General features: G+C 33.7%; 21 protein-coding genes and 1 tRNA gene. 11 read left to right on the top strand and 11 right to left on the bottom strand.

The annotated features are described in order from the left end of the window. Window positions 1-55: 55 nt before the first annotated feature. Window positions 56-130, top strand: a tRNA-Asn gene (locus CIGNP103_RS06870). A gap of 408 nt (window positions 131-538) precedes the next feature. Here CIGNP103_RS06870 and CIGNP103_RS06865 read toward each other — a convergent pair. The 7 genes from CIGNP103_RS06865 to CIGNP103_RS06835 all read right to left on the bottom strand — a co-directional run bounded on the left by CIGNP103_RS06865 (window position 539) and on the right by CIGNP103_RS06835 (window position 6,712). Further along, window positions 539-730, bottom strand: coding sequence for a hypothetical protein (locus tag CIGNP103_RS06865; RefSeq protein ID WP_141031563.1), 192 nt, complete (start codon window positions 728-730; stop codon window positions 539-541). A 316-nt stretch (window positions 731-1,046) separates the two neighbouring features. Further along, window positions 1,047-2,756, bottom strand: coding sequence for a sensor histidine kinase (locus CIGNP103_RS06860; protein WP_086268824.1), 1,710 nt, complete (start codon window positions 2,754-2,756; stop codon window positions 1,047-1,049). Window position 2,757: 1 nt separating this feature from the next. After that, a complete protein-coding gene (locus CIGNP103_RS06855) occupies window positions 2,758-3,429 on the bottom strand; it encodes a response regulator transcription factor (protein ID WP_086268823.1) in 672 nt (223 codons plus the stop codon). Window positions 3,430-3,463: 34 nt separating this feature from the next. Beyond that, entirely contained in the window at window positions 3,464-4,219 is a 756-nt protein-coding gene (gene pstB / locus CIGNP103_RS06850) for a phosphate ABC transporter ATP-binding protein PstB (RefSeq protein ID WP_086252684.1), read from the bottom strand. Continuing rightward, window positions 4,216-5,040 carry a phosphate ABC transporter permease PstA gene (gene pstA / locus CIGNP103_RS06845; protein ID WP_086243486.1) on the bottom strand — a complete coding sequence of 275 codons (825 nt, stop codon included), beginning with the start codon at window positions 5,038-5,040 and terminating at the stop codon, window positions 4,216-4,218. The genes pstB and pstA overlap by 4 nt, the downstream gene beginning before the upstream one ends. Next, complete coding sequence (pstC, locus tag CIGNP103_RS06840; protein WP_086239202.1) at window positions 5,037-5,882, bottom strand: phosphate ABC transporter permease subunit PstC; 846 nt, start codon at window positions 5,880-5,882, stop codon at window positions 5,037-5,039. Before pstC ends, pstA begins: the two co-directional genes overlap by 4 nt. Next, window positions 5,882-6,712, bottom strand: a complete 831-nt coding sequence (locus CIGNP103_RS06835; protein ID WP_086268822.1) for a substrate-binding domain-containing protein — start codon at window positions 6,710-6,712, stop codon at window positions 5,882-5,884. The genes pstC and CIGNP103_RS06835 overlap by 1 nt, the downstream gene beginning before the upstream one ends. 162 nt (window positions 6,713-6,874) lie before the next feature. Between CIGNP103_RS06835 and CIGNP103_RS06830 the strand changes: the two genes are divergently transcribed. Beyond that, window positions 6,875-8,185, top strand: a complete 1,311-nt coding sequence (locus tag CIGNP103_RS06830; protein ID WP_086268821.1) for an MFS transporter — start codon at window positions 6,875-6,877, stop codon at window positions 8,183-8,185. Continuing rightward, a complete protein-coding gene (locus CIGNP103_RS06825; RefSeq protein ID WP_086268820.1) occupies window positions 8,169-9,353 on the top strand; it encodes a molybdopterin molybdotransferase MoeA in 1,185 nt (394 codons plus the stop codon). Before CIGNP103_RS06830 ends, CIGNP103_RS06825 begins: the two co-directional genes overlap by 17 nt. Here CIGNP103_RS06825 and CIGNP103_RS06820 read toward each other — a convergent pair. Beyond that, entirely contained in the window at window positions 9,350-10,033 is a 684-nt protein-coding gene (locus CIGNP103_RS06820) for a hypothetical protein (RefSeq protein WP_086268819.1), read from the bottom strand. The genes CIGNP103_RS06825 and CIGNP103_RS06820 overlap by 4 nt on opposite strands. A 400-nt stretch (window positions 10,034-10,433) precedes the next feature. On the opposite strand from CIGNP103_RS06820, the gene CIGNP103_RS06815 reads away from it, so the two are divergent. The 7 genes from CIGNP103_RS06815 (at window position 10,434) to CIGNP103_RS06785 (ending at window position 14,764) form a co-directional block, all read left to right on the top strand. Continuing rightward, entirely contained in the window at window positions 10,434-10,790 is a 357-nt protein-coding gene (locus tag CIGNP103_RS06815) for an HMA2 domain-containing protein (protein WP_086225585.1), read from the top strand. Then, window positions 10,787-11,371: a hypothetical protein gene (locus CIGNP103_RS06810; protein ID WP_086225586.1), complete on the top strand. Its 585-nt coding sequence runs from the start codon at window positions 10,787-10,789 to the stop codon at window positions 11,369-11,371. The genes CIGNP103_RS06815 and CIGNP103_RS06810 overlap by 4 nt, the downstream gene beginning before the upstream one ends. 3 nt (window positions 11,372-11,374) lie before the next feature. After that, a complete protein-coding gene (locus CIGNP103_RS06805; protein WP_086225587.1) occupies window positions 11,375-11,689 on the top strand; it encodes a hypothetical protein in 315 nt (104 codons plus the stop codon). Then, a complete protein-coding gene (locus CIGNP103_RS06800) occupies window positions 11,686-12,045 on the top strand; it encodes a hypothetical protein (RefSeq protein ID WP_086225588.1) in 360 nt (119 codons plus the stop codon). The genes CIGNP103_RS06805 and CIGNP103_RS06800 overlap by 4 nt, the downstream gene beginning before the upstream one ends. Further along, window positions 12,035-12,343, top strand: coding sequence for a YtxH domain-containing protein (locus CIGNP103_RS06795; RefSeq protein WP_236845147.1), 309 nt, complete (start codon window positions 12,035-12,037; stop codon window positions 12,341-12,343). Before CIGNP103_RS06800 ends, CIGNP103_RS06795 begins: the two co-directional genes overlap by 11 nt. A 3-nt stretch (window positions 12,344-12,346) precedes the next feature. Then, a complete protein-coding gene (locus CIGNP103_RS06790; RefSeq protein ID WP_086268818.1) occupies window positions 12,347-14,455 on the top strand; it encodes a heavy metal translocating P-type ATPase in 2,109 nt (702 codons plus the stop codon). A 96-nt stretch (window positions 14,456-14,551) separates the two neighbouring features. Next, the gene (locus tag CIGNP103_RS06785; RefSeq protein WP_086241782.1) at window positions 14,552-14,764 is read left to right on the top strand and encodes a hypothetical protein; all 213 of its coding nucleotides are present in this window, start codon (window positions 14,552-14,554) and stop codon (window positions 14,762-14,764) included. 109 nt (window positions 14,765-14,873) lie between these two features. On the opposite strand, the gene ccoS is transcribed toward CIGNP103_RS06785, so the two are convergent. Both ccoS and CIGNP103_RS06775 read right to left on the bottom strand, forming a co-directional pair. Then, entirely contained in the window at window positions 14,874-15,107 is a 234-nt protein-coding gene (gene ccoS / locus CIGNP103_RS06780; protein WP_086225591.1) for a cbb3-type cytochrome oxidase assembly protein CcoS, read from the bottom strand. Between the two features lie 2 nt (window positions 15,108-15,109). Then, window positions 15,110-17,467: a heavy metal translocating P-type ATPase gene (locus CIGNP103_RS06775; RefSeq protein WP_086225592.1), complete on the bottom strand. Its 2,358-nt coding sequence runs from the start codon at window positions 17,465-17,467 to the stop codon at window positions 15,110-15,112. A gap of 140 nt (window positions 17,468-17,607) precedes the next feature. Between CIGNP103_RS06775 and CIGNP103_RS06770 the strand changes: the two genes are divergently transcribed. After that, a complete protein-coding gene (locus CIGNP103_RS06770; protein WP_086226873.1) occupies window positions 17,608-18,537 on the top strand; it encodes a ribose-phosphate pyrophosphokinase in 930 nt (309 codons plus the stop codon). Window positions 18,538-18,673: 136 nt separating this feature from the next. Here the strand turns inward: CIGNP103_RS06770 and CIGNP103_RS06765 are convergent, their stop codons facing one another. Beyond that, window positions 18,674-19,876, bottom strand: coding sequence for a type II secretion system F family protein (locus CIGNP103_RS06765; RefSeq protein WP_086268817.1), 1,203 nt, complete (start codon window positions 19,874-19,876; stop codon window positions 18,674-18,676). Window positions 19,877-19,886 lie beyond the last annotated feature (10 nt).

The following is a 19,886-nucleotide window of genomic DNA, read 5'->3' as shown; positions in this document are numbered from 1 at the left end:
TTTAATTGACAAATAGCTAATTATTAGCTATAATTCCAACTCATTTATACGATATTCCGGATTAGCTCAGCGGTAGAGTAGTCGGCTGTTAACCGATTGGTCGCTGGTTCGAATCCAGCATCCGGAGCCACTTATCTCTTGAATATCCATATATTAATCAATTATCAGTTTTAATAAATATCAATTAACTAATATATAGCTTTAATTAATTCTATACAATGACTAAACAAGATACACTTTGCTATTTGATAATATTAATTTTTTAGAGTTTATAAATTTTATATAGATAGGATTTATAAACTCCTTTTAGCAATAAGCTATGCTTCATTTGACTAAAGTATTTAATTTAGATTTTGTATGCAATATTTTCTTTAGCTTTTCGTTCAATACAAAACACTATTCTTCTGTTGTACTCATATTCTTGGAATTTATCATATCTATAGTTTTAATATTTTATGCTCTTTAATTATTAATTGGCTCACTATTTTAATTAAGCTAATATACTAATGATTCATAAATCTAAAAATCAAAGTATATATCAATAACAAAAATTCTCACCAGATGAATAACATTCATAGCTATCTATTGCCTCTTGAATCTTATTACGAGATTCACTTACTACACACTTTGTATATCTCTCTAAATCTTTAATATAATCTTCTACATCATCTCTACAGGAATTTTTAAATGTTTTAAAAGATGTCGATGAACCAATACATATAGGTTTCATTGGCTCTCTACAATAACTATATAAAGTAGATACTAAAACTAAAGAAACAAAAATATATCTAAACATATTACGCTCCAAAATAAACATATAATAAAATAAAAAATAGATTCTACAATAAAAGAACTTATATAGAAATTACCTCTTAGGCTAAATCAAAAGTTAAAGGATAAGCTAAACATAAGAGTTCTTATTATTTTACATAGTTATAAACTATGTAATAATCCTTTGCATTGCTTTAATTAGCACAGTTTACTTTATTAATATTATTTTTTAACTAATCTAATCGTTTTATTGCTTATATTTACTTAATTTTTATCTATTTTATATCCTTAGCAAATGTGATAATAAACTCACTTCCTATATCTTTTTGGCTTTTTAGCTTTACTTTGGCGTGGTGTATATTTAAAACTGATTTAACTATTGATAGTCCTAATCCTGTGCCACCTACTTTTTTGCTATAACTTTTATCCACGCAATAAAATCTCTCAAATATCCGCTCTTGTGAGCTTGGCTCAATTCCTATGCCACTATCTTTTATACTAAGCTCTACACAATCTTTTAAATTTTTTATCTTGATTTTGACATATCCGCCTGGGTGATTGTATTTAATAGCGTTATCGCATAGATTGAAAATAGCGTGTTCTAATAGCTCTTTTGAGCCGTGTATATAGGCCTCTTCAAGCTCAAATTTAAACTCAATATCATATTTTTTAGCTACGCTTTTTAAGTTAGAATAGACTTTTAAGAGTAGATTTTTAAGCTCTACTTTGCCAAATGGGATATTCTTAGTGCTAGATTCATCTAAAAATGATAATTTCAAAATATCTTCTATTAGGTGTAATAATCTTTTAGATTCATTATAAATTGTATCTATAAAATGCGGGATATCATCACTTTTTACAAGATTATTTCTAATCATCTCGGCATTTCCCATTATAGAAGTTAGCGGAGTTTTAAGCTCGTGAGTTACATTAGCGCTAAATTCTTTGCTTAAATTTTGGTTTCGCTTAAACTCTGTAATATCGCAAATAACGATAATTAGCCCTTTAAATTTGCCTTTTTGCGAAAAAATCGGCGAAAAGACAATTTCGCACTCCACTAAAGTCTCTTGCATAAACACTATCTGCTCCCTTATCTCGCAAGATATCTTACCATCTTTAAAATCTCTTAAATTTTGTAATAAAAGCTTTAAAAATAGATCATTTTGAATTTGAGATATATTAGTATGTTTGGCTAAATTAGCAAAGTATTTTTGAGCGCTTGGATTTATGCTTAATATCTCTCCGGAGCGATTGATGATGATAAGGCCATCTTTCATACCTTTGGTTAGGGATTGTAGCTCTTGTCTTTTTTGTTTTAGATGCTTAAATTGGCTTTTGATAATTTTGTTTTGTTTTTTGAGAGTTTCTATCAAAACTCTAAGCTCTGGATATGGTAAATTCTCATCTAAATTCTTTAAATCTATATTGTAAATCGGGCGTAAAATTATATGCGTAAGGTATTTAGCTAATAAAAATGAAAATATCAGCACCGATATAATCTCAGCAACAATATAAGGTATAAAGCTCATAAATATCGCATATAGATAGTCTTGTTCTTTTGAAATTCTTAAAACAAATTCCCCTTTTTCATTAGAGATTTTAAGCCCATAATATAAATTTCGCTTTAAAAGTGTATTAGAATAGCGTATATTTGTGGATTCTCCATTTTTTATCACATCTTTAAACTCGGCTCTATTGCTGTGATTATCCAAATTTAGATTATTGGCAAAATTATCATATATCACAACTCCATTTTGGTCAATTATGCTAATTCTATAAGTCTCATCTAGGTCTTTTAAGCTTTGTATAGAGCCATTTTGGATAGATGATAAAACCTCGCTTTTAATGCTATAAGCATAATTTTTCAATCTATCAAAAAGCTCATTTTTAAGCACAGATTCTATAGAAAATATCAAAAATATATTTATAAATAAAGCTAGTGCTAATGTAGAAAAAATAATGAAATAAAATACCCTTTTTTGCATCCTACTCTCTTACTAACTTATAGCCAACTCCGTGAATTGTCCTAATCATATCTGACATATTACCAAGCTTTTTTCTTAATGTTTTAATATGCATATCTATCGTTCTACTCTCTTTATCATAGCTATAGCCCCATATCATCTCCAAAAGCATATCACGGCTAAAAACTTGATTTGGATTTTGTAATAAAAATCCAAGTAATTCAAATTCTTTTAAGGTTAATTCCAAAGGCTTGCCATCAACCTTAACAATATGATTTTTATATGAAAACTCCAATCCATCAAAGCTTATATCGCTATTTGGCTCTTCTTTGGCTTTGCGTCTAGAAATCACCCTAATACGAGCCAAAAGCTCCATCACTCCAAAAGGCTTTGCGATATAGTCATCCGCACCTAGATCAAGGCCTTTGACCTTATTTATCTCACTATCAAGAGCTGTAAGCATCAAAACGCAAATATCTTTATATTTAGCACTATTTTTAAGATCTTTTAAAATCTCAAATCCATCGCCATCTGGGAGCATAACATCCAAAACCAAAATTTGAGGGATTTCATCTTTTAAGGCTTTATAAAAATCCTTAGCTAGGCTAAAGCCTTTTACTGGGATATTTTGGGATTTTAAAGCATAGCAAATAAGATCTAAAATCGCCCCTTCATCTTCTAAGACATAGATCACTTAATTCCTTTAAATTTGCCAAATTATAGCAAACTTACCCAAATTTCCCCATAACATAATCTTGAGTTTTTTTGTTTTTTGGTTTGTTAAATATCTTTTTTGTATCATCATATTCGATCACTTCGCCCATCAAGAAAAACGCCGTTTTATCCGAAATTCTGTGAGCTTGTTGCATATTATGAGTTACTATTATGATTGTATAATCTTTTTTGAGCTTTAAGACTAACTCCTCTATTTTGGCCGTGGATATAGGATCAAGTGCGCTAGTTGGCTCATCCATTAAGATAACTTCTGGATCTACAGCTAAGGTTCTAGCGATACATAATCTTTGTTGCTGGCCGCCACTAAGCCCTAAAGCCGAGCTATATAATCTATCTTTTAAATCATCCCACAAAGCAGCGTCTTTTAAGCTCTTTTCTACTATGCTATCTAGGGTATCTTTGTCTTTTACGCCATGAGTCTTAGGGCCAAATGTGATATTATCATATATACTCATAGCAAATGGATTTGGCTTTTGAAATACCATACCTACACGCTTTCTAAGTAAATTTATATCATAATCTTTGCTATAAATATCCCTATCATGAAACAAAATCTCCCCTTCAATCTTACAACCTTCTACTAAATCATTCATACGATTAAGGGTTTTTATAAATGTAGATTTACCACATCCGCTAGGACCGATAAAGGCCGTAACTTCGCCTTTGGTAATCTCCATATTGATATTTTTTAATGCGTGAAATGCCCCATAATGTAAATTTAGTTTATTAATATCAAAGCACTTTTTCATTTACTATCCTTTAAAATCTTTTTAGCTACAAAATTTGAGATAAAATTCATAAAAAATACAATAACAATAAGCACCATCGCCGTGCTATAAGCTTCATTTATGTGAAGGCCTTCGCTAGATATAGCATACATATGAACGCTTAGAGTCCGCCCAGAATCTAATGCTCCAGCGATTTGTGCTACACTTCCAGAGGTATAAAGTAGCGCCGCACTCTCACCAACTATCCTACCAATACTTAGGATAACACCGGCTAATATCCCAGCTGTGGCACTAGGCAAGATGATAGCAAATATAGTGCGAAGTTTGCTAGCTCCAAGAGCCAAAGATGCCTCTTTATAACCTATTGGAACAGATTTTAGAGCCTCTTCGCTACTTCTTAAAATCAAAGGCAAAATCATAATACTAAGAGTCAAAACCCCCGCTATAAAGCTAGTTTTAAATCCAAAATATATAACAAAAGCAAGATAACCAAACAACCCATACACAATACTTGGAATTCCCACCAAAGTATCAGAAGTAACCCTTATGAGATTTAGAATTTTGCTATCTTTTTTGCTATATTCATTTAGATAAATCGCCCCAAAAATCCCAAGTGGCATAGCAATAGCCAAAGAGCAAATAACCATATTTATAGTATTTATAAGTGCTGGCATTAAAGAGACATTTGTGCTATTATACTCCCACTCAAAGAGGCTTGGCGAGATATAGATAATACCTTTAATAAAGATAAAAAGCGTAATCCCAAAAAATACAAACAACACGCTAAAAATAGAAAATTTAAGTAAAAATGATAAAAATATAGATAGATAATCCCTACTCACTTTTTACCCCTTTTTAAAGCGCTAAAACTAATATTTATAATCAAAATAAAGACAAAAAGCACAACCGCATTAGCTATCAATACATCTTTATGCAGATCTGCTGCATAACCCATCTCAAGCACGATATTTGTAGTTAGAGTTCTTACTCCATCACTTAGTGAGTGTGGGATTTGGACTTGGTTTCCTGCTACCATGATAACAGCCATCGCCTCGCCAATAGCTCTACCAACGCCTAAAATCACAGAGGCCAAAATACCGCTTTTAGCTGCTGGGACTATAGCGAAAAAGACAGCTCTTTCAGGTGATGCCCCAAGGGCCAAAGCTCCTTCATAATAGCTCTTTGGCAAAGCCTCAATCGCTGCTTTTGATACTAAGATAATTGTAGGTAAAACCATAATTGCCAAGATCAAAGAAGCTGCCAAAATACTCTTACCTGAAACACCATCAAAGATATTAGATACCAAAGGCACCACTATCACAAGTCCGAAAAATCCATAAACAACAGATGGAATCGCACCTAATAGCTCAACGGCTGGCATGATAATCTTTTTTAACCCTTTTGGGCAAAAATAGGCCAAATACACAGCACTCAAAACCCCAATAGGCACGCCCAAAACTATAGCCAAAGCCGTTACATATATACTTCCAATAATCATAGGAAATATACCAAAAATCTCCTCATCAGGATACCAATCCATACCAAAAATAAACTCCAAAAAGCCTATTTGTGATATAGTTGCAAAAGCGTTAAAAAACAAAAATAGAGCTATAGCGCCAACAGCAAAGATAGAAAAGCCGGCGCTAAGGGCAAAAAGCCCTTGAAAAAATCTCTCTTTAAGCATTATTTTACTTTTTCCCAAGTGGTAATATCGCCTGTAAAGATCTTTTTAACACTATCTTTGCTTAGCGAGTCAATTGGATTTGCTTTATTTACTATTACAGCTAGTCCATCTAGGGCTAAAACTTGAGTTTTTAAGCCGTTTTTTAACTCACTAGCTTTAAATTCTCTTGATACCATTGCGATATCGGCTATTTTTTCTATAGCTGAGTTAATCCCTGTTGTAGAGTCGCTTTGTTGGATCTCTATAGTTGCGTTTGGATTTAGTGATTTATAGCTCTCTTTTAATTTTTCCATTAATGGAGTAATTGAGCTAGACCCAGCAACTACGATCTTGCCGCTAGGTTTTTTTGAGCTAAATTCATTATTATATAGTGCGATATAGCCAGCTTTTTGGATTATGCTTTTAGCTTGATTTGAGCTAGTGTAACCTAAAAAGTCATTTACTAACTCATTATCACTACTTATAGCTAGATTAAATGGGCGAAAAACTGTGTAAGTTTTGTTATTGATATTTTCTACACTTGGTGCTACGCCATCTATTTTAACAGCTTTTACTGAATCATTTAAAGAGCCAAGCGAGATATAGCCAATAGCGTTTTTTGAGTTTGCAACTGTGGTTATCATAACGCCTGTTGAGTTTGTAACTTCAGCTTTTTTAGAAGTTGCGTCGATTTTTTTCTTACCGACTTGCTCTTTAACATCAAATATATCCACAAATGCGCCCCTTGTACCAGAGCCCATCTCACGAGATATAGGATAGATATTTTCAGCTAATAAATAGCTATTAAGACCAAATAGCACAAATAGTGCAACGAGATATTTTTTAAACATTTTAACTCCTTGAATTTTAAGTTGCGAAATTATAAATAATAGTTGTAAAGTCAAAATGTAAAAAATGTAAATTTATCGTAAAGTTTTTTACAAAATAAATTTAAAAGAGTTTAATATTAATTATGATAAAATTACTCTTTTTTAAATTTAAGGATTTTTTGTATGATAAGATCAGTTTTGCCGCTTGGATTTATCGCAGCTTCTAGGTTTTTTGGGCTTTTTATTATTTTACCTGTTCTTAGTCTTTATGCGCTTGAGCTTGATGGGGCTAATGAGTTTTTAGCTGGGCTTACTATCGGTGCTTATGCTATTACTCAGATGATTTTTCAACTCCCTTTTGGTAGCTTAAGTGATAGATTTGGGCGTAAATTTATGATATTTGTAGGGCTAATTATATTTATAATCGGCTCATTAATTTGTGCTATTTCAACTGATATTTATACAATGCTATTTGGTAGATTGCTCCAAGGTTGCGGTGCTGTGGGTGCTGTAGCAACTGCTATGATAAGCGATCTAGTTAGCGAAGATAAACGCTCCAAAGCTATGGCTATGATGGGCGGGATGATTGGGATTGCTTTTGCTATTTCTATGATTCTTAGTCCGCTTTTAAGCCGTGAATTTGGGCTTTCTAGTCTATTTTATCTATCTATTATAGTAACTATTTTTTGTATATTTTTACTCTTTAGCGCTGTGCCAAAAGAGCCAAAAATTCATCATCACGACCCCAAAATTCCACTTACTAAACTACTTAAACAAAAAGATCTAGCCATAATGAATTTAACAAATCTAATGCAAAAAATGCTTATGAGCTGTGCCTTTGTAGCTATCCCGATAGTTTTAGTAAAATCCTTAGAATATAGCGGAGATGACTTATGGATTGTATATTTAATCTCTATGATTTTTGGATTTTTGGCTATGGGAATGGCAGGATTTTTAGGTGATGGCAAAGGGCATAGCAAGAAGCTTTTATTGATTGGTGTGGTGCTATTTATCATCTCATTTATAGGCTTTGGCGTGGCAAATTCAGCTGTGAGCTTCATCATATTTGTAGTTATATTTTTCATAGGATTTAATATCCATGAGCCAATCATGCAAAGCTGTGCTAGCAAATTCGCCAAATCAAACCAAAGAGGCTCGGCACTTGGTATATTTAACTCATTTGGCTATTTAGGTAGCTTTCTTGGTGGGGCAGTGGGCGGATATCTATTACATAGCTATAATATCACGGCTTTAGCTGCTGTTTTAGCTGTGGCCTCAGCTATTTGGCTTTTAATCTTATTTCAATTAAGCGACCCAAGAATATTTCAAATCATACGCCTTAAAAATGCCGATATATCAATATTAGATAGCGTTAATGGTATAGTGGATCGCTACAAACAAAATGGATATAGTATAGTGAAATTCAACTCTAATATAATAAGCCGTGATGAGGTTATCTCTATTTTAGGAGTAAGCAATGAAGAGCTACAATGAAAATCTCCAAAATTTACTAAATCTCGCCCCAAAATGGGACTTTATAGAGAGAGTTTCGCTTGATAGGGCGCTTGGGAGAATTTTAGCAGATGATATAGTAGCCAAAAGCCCATATCCGGCCTATCCAACTTCAAGTATGGACGGCTATGCCATTAAATTTACAAATCAAAATAACAAAATTAAAGTAATAAACATAGCCCCCGCCGGAAATAGCGATGATATCACTATATCTGAAAATGAGTGTGTCAAGACTCTTACAGGTGCCTTAGTATGCGATGGAGCCGATACTATCGTGCCTATAGAAAATGTCAAATTAAGTGGTGAGTATATAGAGATTACTAGGCCTGTATCGCAAGGATTTGCTATTAGAGAAGTTGGTGAGAGCTATAAAGAATCAGAGCTACTACTAAGCTCTCGCACCAAACTTGGATATTGTGAGCTAGCTCTTTTGGCTGAATTAGGATATAGCTATATCAATGTCTTAGCCCGACCTAGAGTTGCGATATTAAGCACTGGTAGTGAAGTTTTGGATATAGGCCAAACAAAAGAGCATAAAGCTCAAATTTATAGCTCAAATAGTATATCTATCTCATCTTTGCTCAAAGATATGGGATGCGAGCCAATCATCATGCCAATCATCAAAGATGATAAACAAGCGATCCAAACCGCACTCCAAAACGCCCTAATCTCAGCTGATTTCATCATCACCACAGGTGGTGTTAGCGTGGGGGATTTTGACTTTATGCGTGATATCACAAGAGAGTCGAAAATCATCATAGATGGTGCTAGCATCAAGCCTGGTAGGCATATCAAAGTAGCTAAAATCAATGATAAATTTATATTTGCCTTGCCTGGATTTGCCTATTCGGCGATGGTGACTTGTGTGCTGTTTTTTAAAGAATTTATAGAGCATATCTTTGGGTTAAATAAAAAAAATAGATTTAAAGCGATTTTAAAAGATGACTATACCAAAAAATCACCATTTGAAGAGTTCGGTGCTGCTAGTATAACCAACGAAAACGGCACCATCAAAATCACCACCGCAACCAAAAAATCCGGTAGCTCAGCCATCGTAGGAAATCTCATAAATAGCGGCGTTTTATTAATCTGCCCAAGCCATAAAGATGGTTTAAAAGCTGGTGAAATAGTAGAATATATAGAAATTTAGCCAACCAAAGGGCTAAATTTCAAAACTTCAAAACCATATTTTGCCCCTTCAAAGCCTAAAAATCCTATGGTTCCTTTGATAGATTTATCTATTGAAAGTTTAGCTTTTATATCTTTTTGTCTTAAATGTATATTGATCTCATCACCATCTTTTAACTTAGCAGCGATACCAAAGTAATTTCCCGCCCTAAACTCATCGCAATGCGGATGGGTAAATACCACGGCACTATCATAATTCGGGATCTCTTCAAGCTCTACTAACTCGCCATTTAATTCTACCTCATCGCCATTTAAATTTACTATTTTAAAGCCAAATTTGCTCTTAAACAGCAACAAAATCGCCTTTACACTACTCTCATTACTCTCAAAAATCTCATCACTAATAACGCAAATATCACAATTTTTGATAAATTCGCAAATACACGGCAACTCCTCTTCGCCTATATTTGACTCACCACTTAACTCACCACAATCAAGCTCATCCCAAAACTCCCCACCAAAGCCAAACTCCAAGCCTATAAGAGCCAAAGCGTAGCTTATAGCACCGATTTCACACTTGATAAAATTCGCTTTTATACTATCATCAAGCGGACTAATCACCATAATTTCATCATTTTTAAACTTATCAACAAGCTTAGGAGATTGTAAAGATAGCTTACTAGCAAGGCTTAAAATTTTCATCTATGATCCTTTAAAATTTGATTAATTATATCAAATTTGGATTAAGTAGGGCTTTAATTTTCTCACTTAAAAAGCCTTGATTTTAGCTCTTAAAGGCAATTATTATTCTAAATTCTTATAAATTTCAATCTTATTTTAATCGCAGCTGATTTTATAATAACAAAATCTAAATTTAATCTTAATAAATTATAATATTTGGATATTATCAAAATATATATGATAATGATTTTATAAATATAGTTAAGAAAATTGCGAATTTATCAAATTTTCTTATTAAAATATACTAAATTTATTGATTTAATGATATGAAAATCAATATCAATATATGAAAATTTAAGTTAAGATTTATAATCATTTATATATAATTTTGTCAAATTTAATATCAAAATTGAGTAATTTTATGGATATAAATAGCCAAATTTCACTAAATAATTTAGAGATAAAACCAAGCGATTTAGAGCTTTTGGGTGATTATTTTAGCATTATTCATCACACACCTGGTAGAATTAGACTACGAGCTAGTCTAAAGCTTAAAAATCTAGCCCAACAAAGCAAAATAGAAGCTAAAGAATTAATAGATAAACTAAATCAAATTCCACTAATCAAAGAGATTAAATTTAATAAATTAATCGGCTCTTTAACCTTGCATTATGATAAAGATATGCTTGAGCCAAGTCTATGGGAGGATGCTATAAATGGGCGCAATCTAGATAAAATTGCTATGATAATAAATAAAAATCTAAAGGATATAAAATGAGCATAGATAATCTTTTAAAAGCGTTAGATGATGAGTATAAAGCTTATAGCTTCTACTTTAGCGCTAGTGAATTTGGAGCACCATTTACTAATCTTTTAGAGGCTGAGGCAAATCATATAAATGCTATTATTTTCCATCTAAATGAGCTTGGTGCGCAAATACCGGCAAATCCTTATAGTTTTGCAACCCCTAAAAGCTTTGAAGAAGCAGCTGTTATAGCACTACAAAACGAACAAGCAAATGTAGAACTCTACAATACTCTAGTAACAAACGAGAACGATGCACAAATAATAGATACATTTTACAGGCTTCAAGCAGCTAGCTATAATAATCACATTCCATCCTTGCAAAATGCTCTAAATTTAAATCAAAATAACAATCTTTTAGAACAATTAAATCAAGGTAAAACCTTAATAAATGAGACTGCTATAATGGTGAATAAATTAAAAGATGGCTCACTAGGCCAGGATGAATTAGAGGGATTTTTAGGTAAATTAAATTACAGCTTAGTTGGAGGTGCGATTATTGGCGCTTTTAGCGTGATTATCGTAAATGAATTACTAAATAAAAATAAGGAGTAAAATATGGCATTACCATTTATCGCAGGTATCGCACTAGGTGCTGGAATCGCATTTGCATTTACTAAAAGAGATCAGATAGCAAAATCGCTTGGAAACTTAAATTTAGACAAAAAATTCCAAGATGGCATAACTGCTAGCAAAGCTACTATAACAAACATTAAAGAAAAAGTTCAAGACAAACCAGCAAGAAAAAAACCAGGCCGCAAACCAAAAGCAAAAATAGAAACTCAAGAGACTCCAAACTCTCAAGATGAGTCAAACCTAAAATCAGCTACCAATCTAAATTTAGAAAATAGCAATCCAAGGATTAATCAATGATAAACACAGGTGCGCCTCGTTCAGTGAGCGGACACGCAGTTAGTGGAGCAATTTTGGCACTTATGGCAAGCGGTGCATACCAATATGCTAAGTTAAAAGATGGTCAAATCACTCAAGATGAAGCTATTAAAACTACAATAAAATCAACACTTGAAGGTGCTGCAATTGGAGCATGTGCTATTGCCGCATCAAACACCATTGGCAATCCAAATAAAAGCACCTCAACTAAAATAGTAGAAGCTGCTACATATATTGCAATTGGTGGAGCCTTTGTCTATGGCGTCCAAAATGCATTTAAACCAAAAGAGTGTAAAATATTAAAAAATCAACAAAAAAGGTTAAATAATGATAAATAATAATCCTTATATTAAAAATGTAAATTCAAGCTCAAATCAGTCAAATTTAAATTTTCAAAATACACAAAATAATCAAAATACTCAAAATGGATTTTTAGATGGTATTTTTGGCGCTGGAAATAGTGGCGATTTCTTAAAAGGAGCATTAATTGGCGCAGCTGCTACATATATTTTAACAAATGAAAATGCTCAAAGAGCAATTTTTAAGGGATTTGCTAAAATTTCAACACTATTTGAATGTGGCTTAGAAGAGCTAAAAGAGCGTTATGAAGATGCAAAAGCTGAAGCTAGCGAGTAAGATATGCCTATAAAACTTCTGCACAAAACCAAATCTAGAGCTAGATTTGGCTATGAAGGTAGTGTAGATCCTCTCTTGCTTAGAGTTGCTGTAGACTCTTTGCCAAATGTGATAGATGTACGCATAAATGGGATAATCAAAAGTATAATTATAAGCTATGAAGGCTCATTAGATCAAATTCAAAATCAAATTTCAGATATTTTAAAATCTAATGAAATCAAAAGCCAAAGCAAGAGCAAAAAAGATAGCTACATCGCACTAAGAAGCGAAATCCCAAGCTCATCTGAAGTGGTACGTGCTGCTAGTGCTTTAACTATAGCTCCATTTCTTAGAAGTCCAGGGCTTAGTCTTAGTTTTAGCCTTTTAGCCTCCTTTCCATTGCTAAAAAGCGGATTAAAAGAGACATTTAGCGAAGGCATCACATCTCGTAGCCTTGAAGCTGCAGCCGTAGCAATTTCACTATATTTAAAAGACTATAAGGCAGCAAATTCAACCAATTTTATGCTGACTTTGGGTGAATATATAGAAGAGCTTACAATGTATAAAAGCGATGATCTTATCAAAGAACTAGCTAAGCAAAAAGGTGGTATGGCGTGGGTTGAGAGTATAACTGATAGCAAAGTAACACTGCGTCAAATTCCAAGTGATGATATACAAATTGGCGATATTGTAGTAGTAGGTGCTGGCGATACTATATATATAGATGGTCACATCATCGATGGAGAAGCTTTAATAAATCAAATTTCAATGACAGGAGAAGCTACTCCAGCTAGTAAAAGTAGAGGCGATAGAGTGCTAAGTGGTACAATAGTTCAAGAAGGTAAGATTAAAATATGGGCTGAAGCTGTAGGCGATCACACTGCTACTAATCGCATAAAATCATATATCCAGTCCACACTAGATGAACGCTCAAACCAAGAATTAACTGCTTCAAAAATGGCAGACTCTTTAGTGCCAATTACTCTTAGTCTTGCTGGACTAAGCTATGCTATGACTGGCGAACTAGTGCGTGCTGCTAGCGTACTTCAAGCTGATTATTCTTGTGCTTTAAAACTCACTACTCCAGTAGCATTTAAATCAGCTATATCAAGTGCTGCTAAAGAGGGGATCATCGTAAAGGGTGCTAAAAGTTTAGAGAGTCTTCAGCTAAGTGAAATATTTGTCTTTGATAAAACTGGAACGCTAACAAATGGCGATCTAGAAGTATTAAAAGTGCACTCATTTCATCAAGACTGGGATGCTAATCAAGTATTAAATTTAGCAGCAAGTATTGAAGAACACTACTTTCATCCAGTAGCACAAGCTGTAGTAAGAGCAGCTAAAGAGAATAATTTTGACCATTTTCATCATGATGAGGTAACATTTATAGTAGCTCATGGTGTAAAAAGTGAAGTAGGTAAAAAAAGCGTAGTAATTGGCTCGAGACATTTCTTAGAAGATGATGAGTGTATAAGCTTTAAAGAGCACTCTAAAGAGATAGATGAAATATTAAAAAATGGAGATACGCCTTTATTTATCGGATTTGATGGTAAACTATTAGGAGTTATACTGCTTAAAGATACTATTAGACCAAATTCCAAAGAGGCTCTAAAAAGACTTAAAAAAAGCGGTGTAAAAGAATTTATAATGCTTACTGGAGATAGTAAAAGTAAGGCAAAAGCCATTGCTAAAGAGCTTGGTATAGCAAATTATTATGCAGAGCTACTACCGACTGACAAAGCTAAAATTCTAGATGAGATTATGCTAAAAGCAGCCAAACATGGTCAAAAAGTTGCTTTTGTAGGTGATGGAATAAATGATGCTCCAGCACTAGTACGAGCCGATATAGGTATTGGAATGCACAAAGGTGCTGACATAGCCAAAGCTAGCGCAGATGTAGTATTATTAAGAGATGATATAGAAGCTGTAGCAGACGCTAGAGATCTTGCTATATCTTGTCTATCAAAGGTTAATAATAGCTTTAAGGTCACAGTGGGGGTAAATTCACTCATATTGATACTAGCAAGTTTAGGCAAACTCTCACCTATACAAACTGCCATAGCGCATAACGGTACAACAATAGCTTTATTGCTTAACGCACTTAGGCGAATTCGTATCAAGAGGGATGGATAATGCCAATTTTAATTGCTATAGGAGTGATTGGTAGCCTAGTATTGAGCGTGCAAACTAATCTAAGAGCATATAAAAAAATCAAAAATAGGAAAAGAAATGAACGCAGTAAAAGAGCTTAAAAAACCAAAAATTAGCCTAGAGACTAAAAGAGAAATAGCAAAGATTGGTATGAGTAGTAGCCTGCTTTTAACCGCTAGTACGGCACTATTTATGAAAAATAAAACCGCCAAAGCTGTACATATTGTAAGCGGTGTAGCGCTAGTAGGATTTTGCCTATATCACACATCGCTTTATCCTAAAGGGAAATAAAAATTATCACTAAGTATGAAAGTGTAGTAATATAAAAATTATAACTATGCTTTCATAATACATATAAAATAGCATTATCTTATATTGCCGCTTTGCTTAAACTCAAAAATTAATCTGGCGGTCTATAACCCCTATCTTTATCACGCTTTTTCATTAGATCCTTTTTACGATTTTCTAAATTTATAGCATCATTTAATGCATCTTCACTATCAAATTTAGTACCATCTAAAAATTTTGAATAATCATCAAATTGTCTAGTTTTTACTCCCCACAAAAGTCCAAAAAGCGCAGCAGCACCAAGCAAAGTAGAGATCCCTAGCATTATAGCTATTACACCACTCATTTTTATCCTTTTAATTTGATTTTTGTAGAGTTTAATACCACTATAATGGAGCTAAGCGACATCGATATTGCCGCAAATAGCGGGATAATAAACCCAGCCATAGCTAGTGGAATAGTAAGGGCATTGTATATTAAAGTAAAACCTAAATTTTGCTTAATAGTTTTAAATGTCAATCTTGAAAGATTAAGCGCTTTTACAAGTGAGTTTAAATTATCATCTAGCAGTACTACATCGCTTCTTTCAACGCTAATTTGCGCTCCACTACCCATACAAATACCCACACTAGCCATACTTAGTGCAACCACATCATTAACCCCATCTCCTACCATAACTACTGGAGTTTTTGCGTTTAATTCCTTAATTATTTGCGATTTTTGCAATGGATCTTTACTAGCATAAAACTCGCTAATTCCTAATCTTTTAGCTATCTTACTAGCAGTAATTTCATTATCTCCGGTTAGCATCACAACTTTATATCCACTATTTTGTAAAGACTTAATCACATCTGCAGATTCATCCCTTAATTCATCTTCAAGTTCAAATTTAGCCACAACCTCGCCATCTATAGCAAAATAATAATTAAGTCCATTATCCTCAAACTCCCCAAATCCTAACTTGCTCATAAATCGCGAACTACCACCATAAATAGTTAAATCGCCATATTTTGCACTCATTCCTAGACCGCTATAGCTTGTTATATCGCTCAAATTTAGCTGTTGATTAATACTAAAATCCCTAATAGCCACACTTACTGGATGAGTAGAAGCAAGAGTTAAAGAGTATAATAAAGATGAATTATACTCTTTTAGTTTTATTGCTTTAATTACACTTAGTTTTGATTTTGATAAAGTACCAGTCTTATCAAAAACTACACAATCACACTTTGCTAAACTCTCAATTACCTTAGCCTCTTTAAAGATTATTCCACCACGCATTGCGCTACCTAAAGCTATTAAAGTAGCTACTGGAGTAGCAAGACTTAAAGCACACGGACAAGCGATGATAATCACACTAATAGCTACTATAATTGCTGTGCTAATCTGTTCAGAATTAAATAGCCATACCCCAAATGTCCCAAGTCCTAAAAGCAAAATCACTAAAGAGAATTTGGCCGAAATTTGATTAGCTAAAAGCTCTATTTTTGGTTTTTTAAAGCTTGCTTTATTTAAAAGATCTATAATCTTACTAAGAACTGAACTTTTAAAAAGCTCAGTTGCTTCATACTCTATACTTCCATCTATGCACATAGCCCCGCTTATAATCTTCTTACCAGGACCAATCAACACTGGCAAGCTCTCTCCAGTAATGCTACTTAAATCAAAGCTACCAGCCCCACTAACTACACTACCATCAATCATTACACGCTCACCGCTACGCACTTTGATGATATCTCCTAATTTTACATCATTGACATCTTTTAACTCAAATTTATCATTAGATTTTACATAAATTTGATTTACCAAAAGAGAGCCAAGCAGATCAAGAGTATCTATTGATTTTTTCTTGCTAATAACCTCAAGAAATTTACCAACAAATACAAAAGTAATAATCATCGCTACAGAGTCAAAATATACCTCGCCATTTCTACTAAGCATCGCATAAACTGAGTAAAAATAGGCTATACTTGCTCCAGCAGCAATACTTAAATCCATATTGGCTTGGCGATTTTTAATAGCATAATATGCCCCTTTAAAAAACTCACTACCAGTATAAAAAAGTACCGGCGAGGCCAAAATAAACTCTGCAAAATGTAAGATATCTTTTATATCCTTACTCATTCCACTAAAGTATCCGCCATATAAGGCTACAGCCACCCACATAATATTCATCGTACAAAATATCCCTACAAGCATCTTAGCATAAAACTCTCTACGCTTTTGACTTGCTCTTGCATCGGCTTTTTGTGGATCATATGGGATTGGAGTATAGCCAATAGAGCTGATTTTATGCAAAATTTGATCTAATGTGATAATGCTATCATCCCATTTTATATGCGCTTTTTGACTGGCTGAATTTAGCGATACTTCTATAATTCCATCGCTTGAGATTAATACTTTTTCATTTAACCATACACAAGCCGAGCAATGAATTCCTTCTATAATTATATAAATTTCACAAAATCCATCGCTATTTTTGACATAATTTTTATAAAATGTCTCAGTATCAATTTTAGTTAAATTTGGTGCTTTGAAATGTTTTTGATTGCCTAATTTATCGTAGAATTCAGATAGATTATGAGAATTTAAAAACCCATATACATTCATACATCCATTACAGCAAAACTCATGTCCGCTATCATCTTTTATAGCAACACTTTGATCAAACTCACCCTTACAATGTAAACAGATAAAATTTCCCATACTAGCCCTAAATTTTTATAAGATTTTATAATAAATTTACTTACATATCGCTCATAAACTCAAATTTAGCCTACAAAATCCATCTAATTTTTAAGCAAATTTAGGCTAAAATTAACCCTATACTTCCAAAAAGGGCAAAAATGCGTGGATATAAGATTTTTTCTGGGACAGCAAATGTAGAGTTTTCAAAAATGGTGGCTAAATATCTTGGAATTCCACTTAGCGAAGCTAGTATAAAGAGATTTAGCGATGGAGAGATTAGCGTACAAATAGGCGAAAGTGTGCGGGGTAAAGATGTTTTTATCATTCAGCCAACCTGTGCTCCAGCCAATATAAACCTAATGGAGCTACTAATCCTAACTGATGCTCTAAAACGCTCAAGTGCAAGCTCTATAACAGCAGTGGTGCCATACTTTGGCTATGCTAGACAAGATAGAAAAGCTGCTCCAAGAGTGCCGATAACAGCTAAATTAGTAGCAAATATGATGCAAACCGCTGGCATAGATAGAGTAGTTACTATGGATCTTCACGCTGGGCAAATTCAAGGATTTTTTGATATTCCAGTAGATAATCTTTATGGAACTATTGTATTTTTAGACTATGTAAAGAGTAAAAATCTTAAAAATCCTATTGTGGCAAGCCCTGATGTAGGCGGCGTAGCTCGTGCTAGAAGCCTAGCTAAAAGCTTAAATCTAGATATGGTAATAGTAGATAAACGCCGTGAAAAGGCCAATGAAAGCGAAGTTATGAATATCATAGGCGATGTAAATGGCAAGGATGTAATCTTAATCGATGATATGATCGATACAGCAGGCACAATAGTCAAAGCCGCTGAAGTATTTAAGAAAAATGGCGCCACAAGCGTCATGGCCTTTTGTACTCATCCGGTTTTAAGCGGGCCTGCGTATGATAGGATAAATAGCGGAGTCTTAGATGAGCTAGTCACGACTGATACCATCCCACTCAAAGAGCAAAGCCCATATATTAAGGTTTTAACCACAGCGCCACTATTTGGCGAGGTAATCCGCAGAGTATATCATGATGAAAGCGTAAATAGCCTATTTTCGTAAAAGATTATGGATTTTAATGCAAAAGTCTATCTTTTATCATTTAATTAAATAAAATAGTTTTACTCATTATGATTTAAAATGTATTAGCCTTAAATAAAATATTCAAGGCTAATACATAAAGTATAAGTTAAATAAATCAATACAACCAAGAACCACTAGAGAGTTCCCAAAGTGGCATAAAAATTCCAAGCCCCAAAAGTAGTACTGCCCCAGCTATTGCTATTAGTAAAACTGGCTCTAAACTCCCATTTAACCCATCGATAAGCGTGTCATATTTTTGCTTATAAAACTTTGATACATGAGCAAACATCTCATCAATTACTCCGCTTGTTTGTCCAGCCTTTATAATCTGGATAGCTATTTTCTCATATACATGAGCACCTTCAAAAGCCTTGCTAAGCGTCTGCCCGCTATGGATATCCATTGCTACAAAAGCGATTTTACTGCTTATATAACTATTTTCTACAACACCATTTGCGATATTAATAGCCTTATCAATTGACATTCCAGCACTTATCAATCGTGATAAAATCAGACTAAATTTAGTCAATGAACCATATAAAATCAACCCCTTAAGCAATGGAATTTTAAGCAAAAAATTATCAAATTTTATCCTAAATTTAGAGTTAAATCTATAAAAATACCAAATCAAAAATCCAATAAAAATTATCCCAAATAATGCCAAAAATCCATAACCAGCAATAAAACTCTCAAGCCCTAAAAGTATTCTAGTAGCCAGCGGAAGCTCTCCGCCTATAGATGCAAATACTCCAGCAAATGATGGTACTACCATCACAATTAATAGATTAAACGCTATTATCAAAGAGAGTAAAACTATCATAGGATAACGAAGCGCTCTTTTAAATTTTGCCTTATTTTCTGCCATCTCGTTGAGCATATCACTAAGCATAAAAAGCGCCTCAGGCAACCGTCCGCTATTTTGTCCCAGAGCAAACATCGCTACGCTAACTGCTCCTAGTTCACTTTTAAACCCGCTAAGAGCTTGCTCAAGACTCAGACCAGAGTGCAAATCTGAGCTAATATCATCTAAAATTTTCCTAAGTATAGGGTTATGACACCCTTGCGCCACGCTAGAAAAAGCCTCAAGAACACTTACTCCAGCCTCCATTAAGGTTCCAATCTGCCTAATATAAATAGCTAAAACTCCGCTATCAATCCGCCTAAATTTTGCTCCAAGCCCAACTTTACTCTCCTCACTAATAGCAATAATCTCGCCGCTTGAAGATAAAATCTCTTTAGCATTTTCTAAATTTGATGCAGTAATAGTACGAGTTATTGTAGCATTATTGGTAATAATTTTAGCATTATATCGTCTCATTGTCTTAACT

The sequence above is a fragment of the Campylobacter sp. P0103 genome (genome assembly GCF_002139545.1).
GTDB lineage: Bacteria > Campylobacterota > Campylobacteria > Campylobacterales > Campylobacteraceae > Campylobacter > Campylobacter devanensis.
Note: the sequence above shows the minus strand (reverse complement) of the source record. Positions and strands in the feature narration are given on the sequence as shown.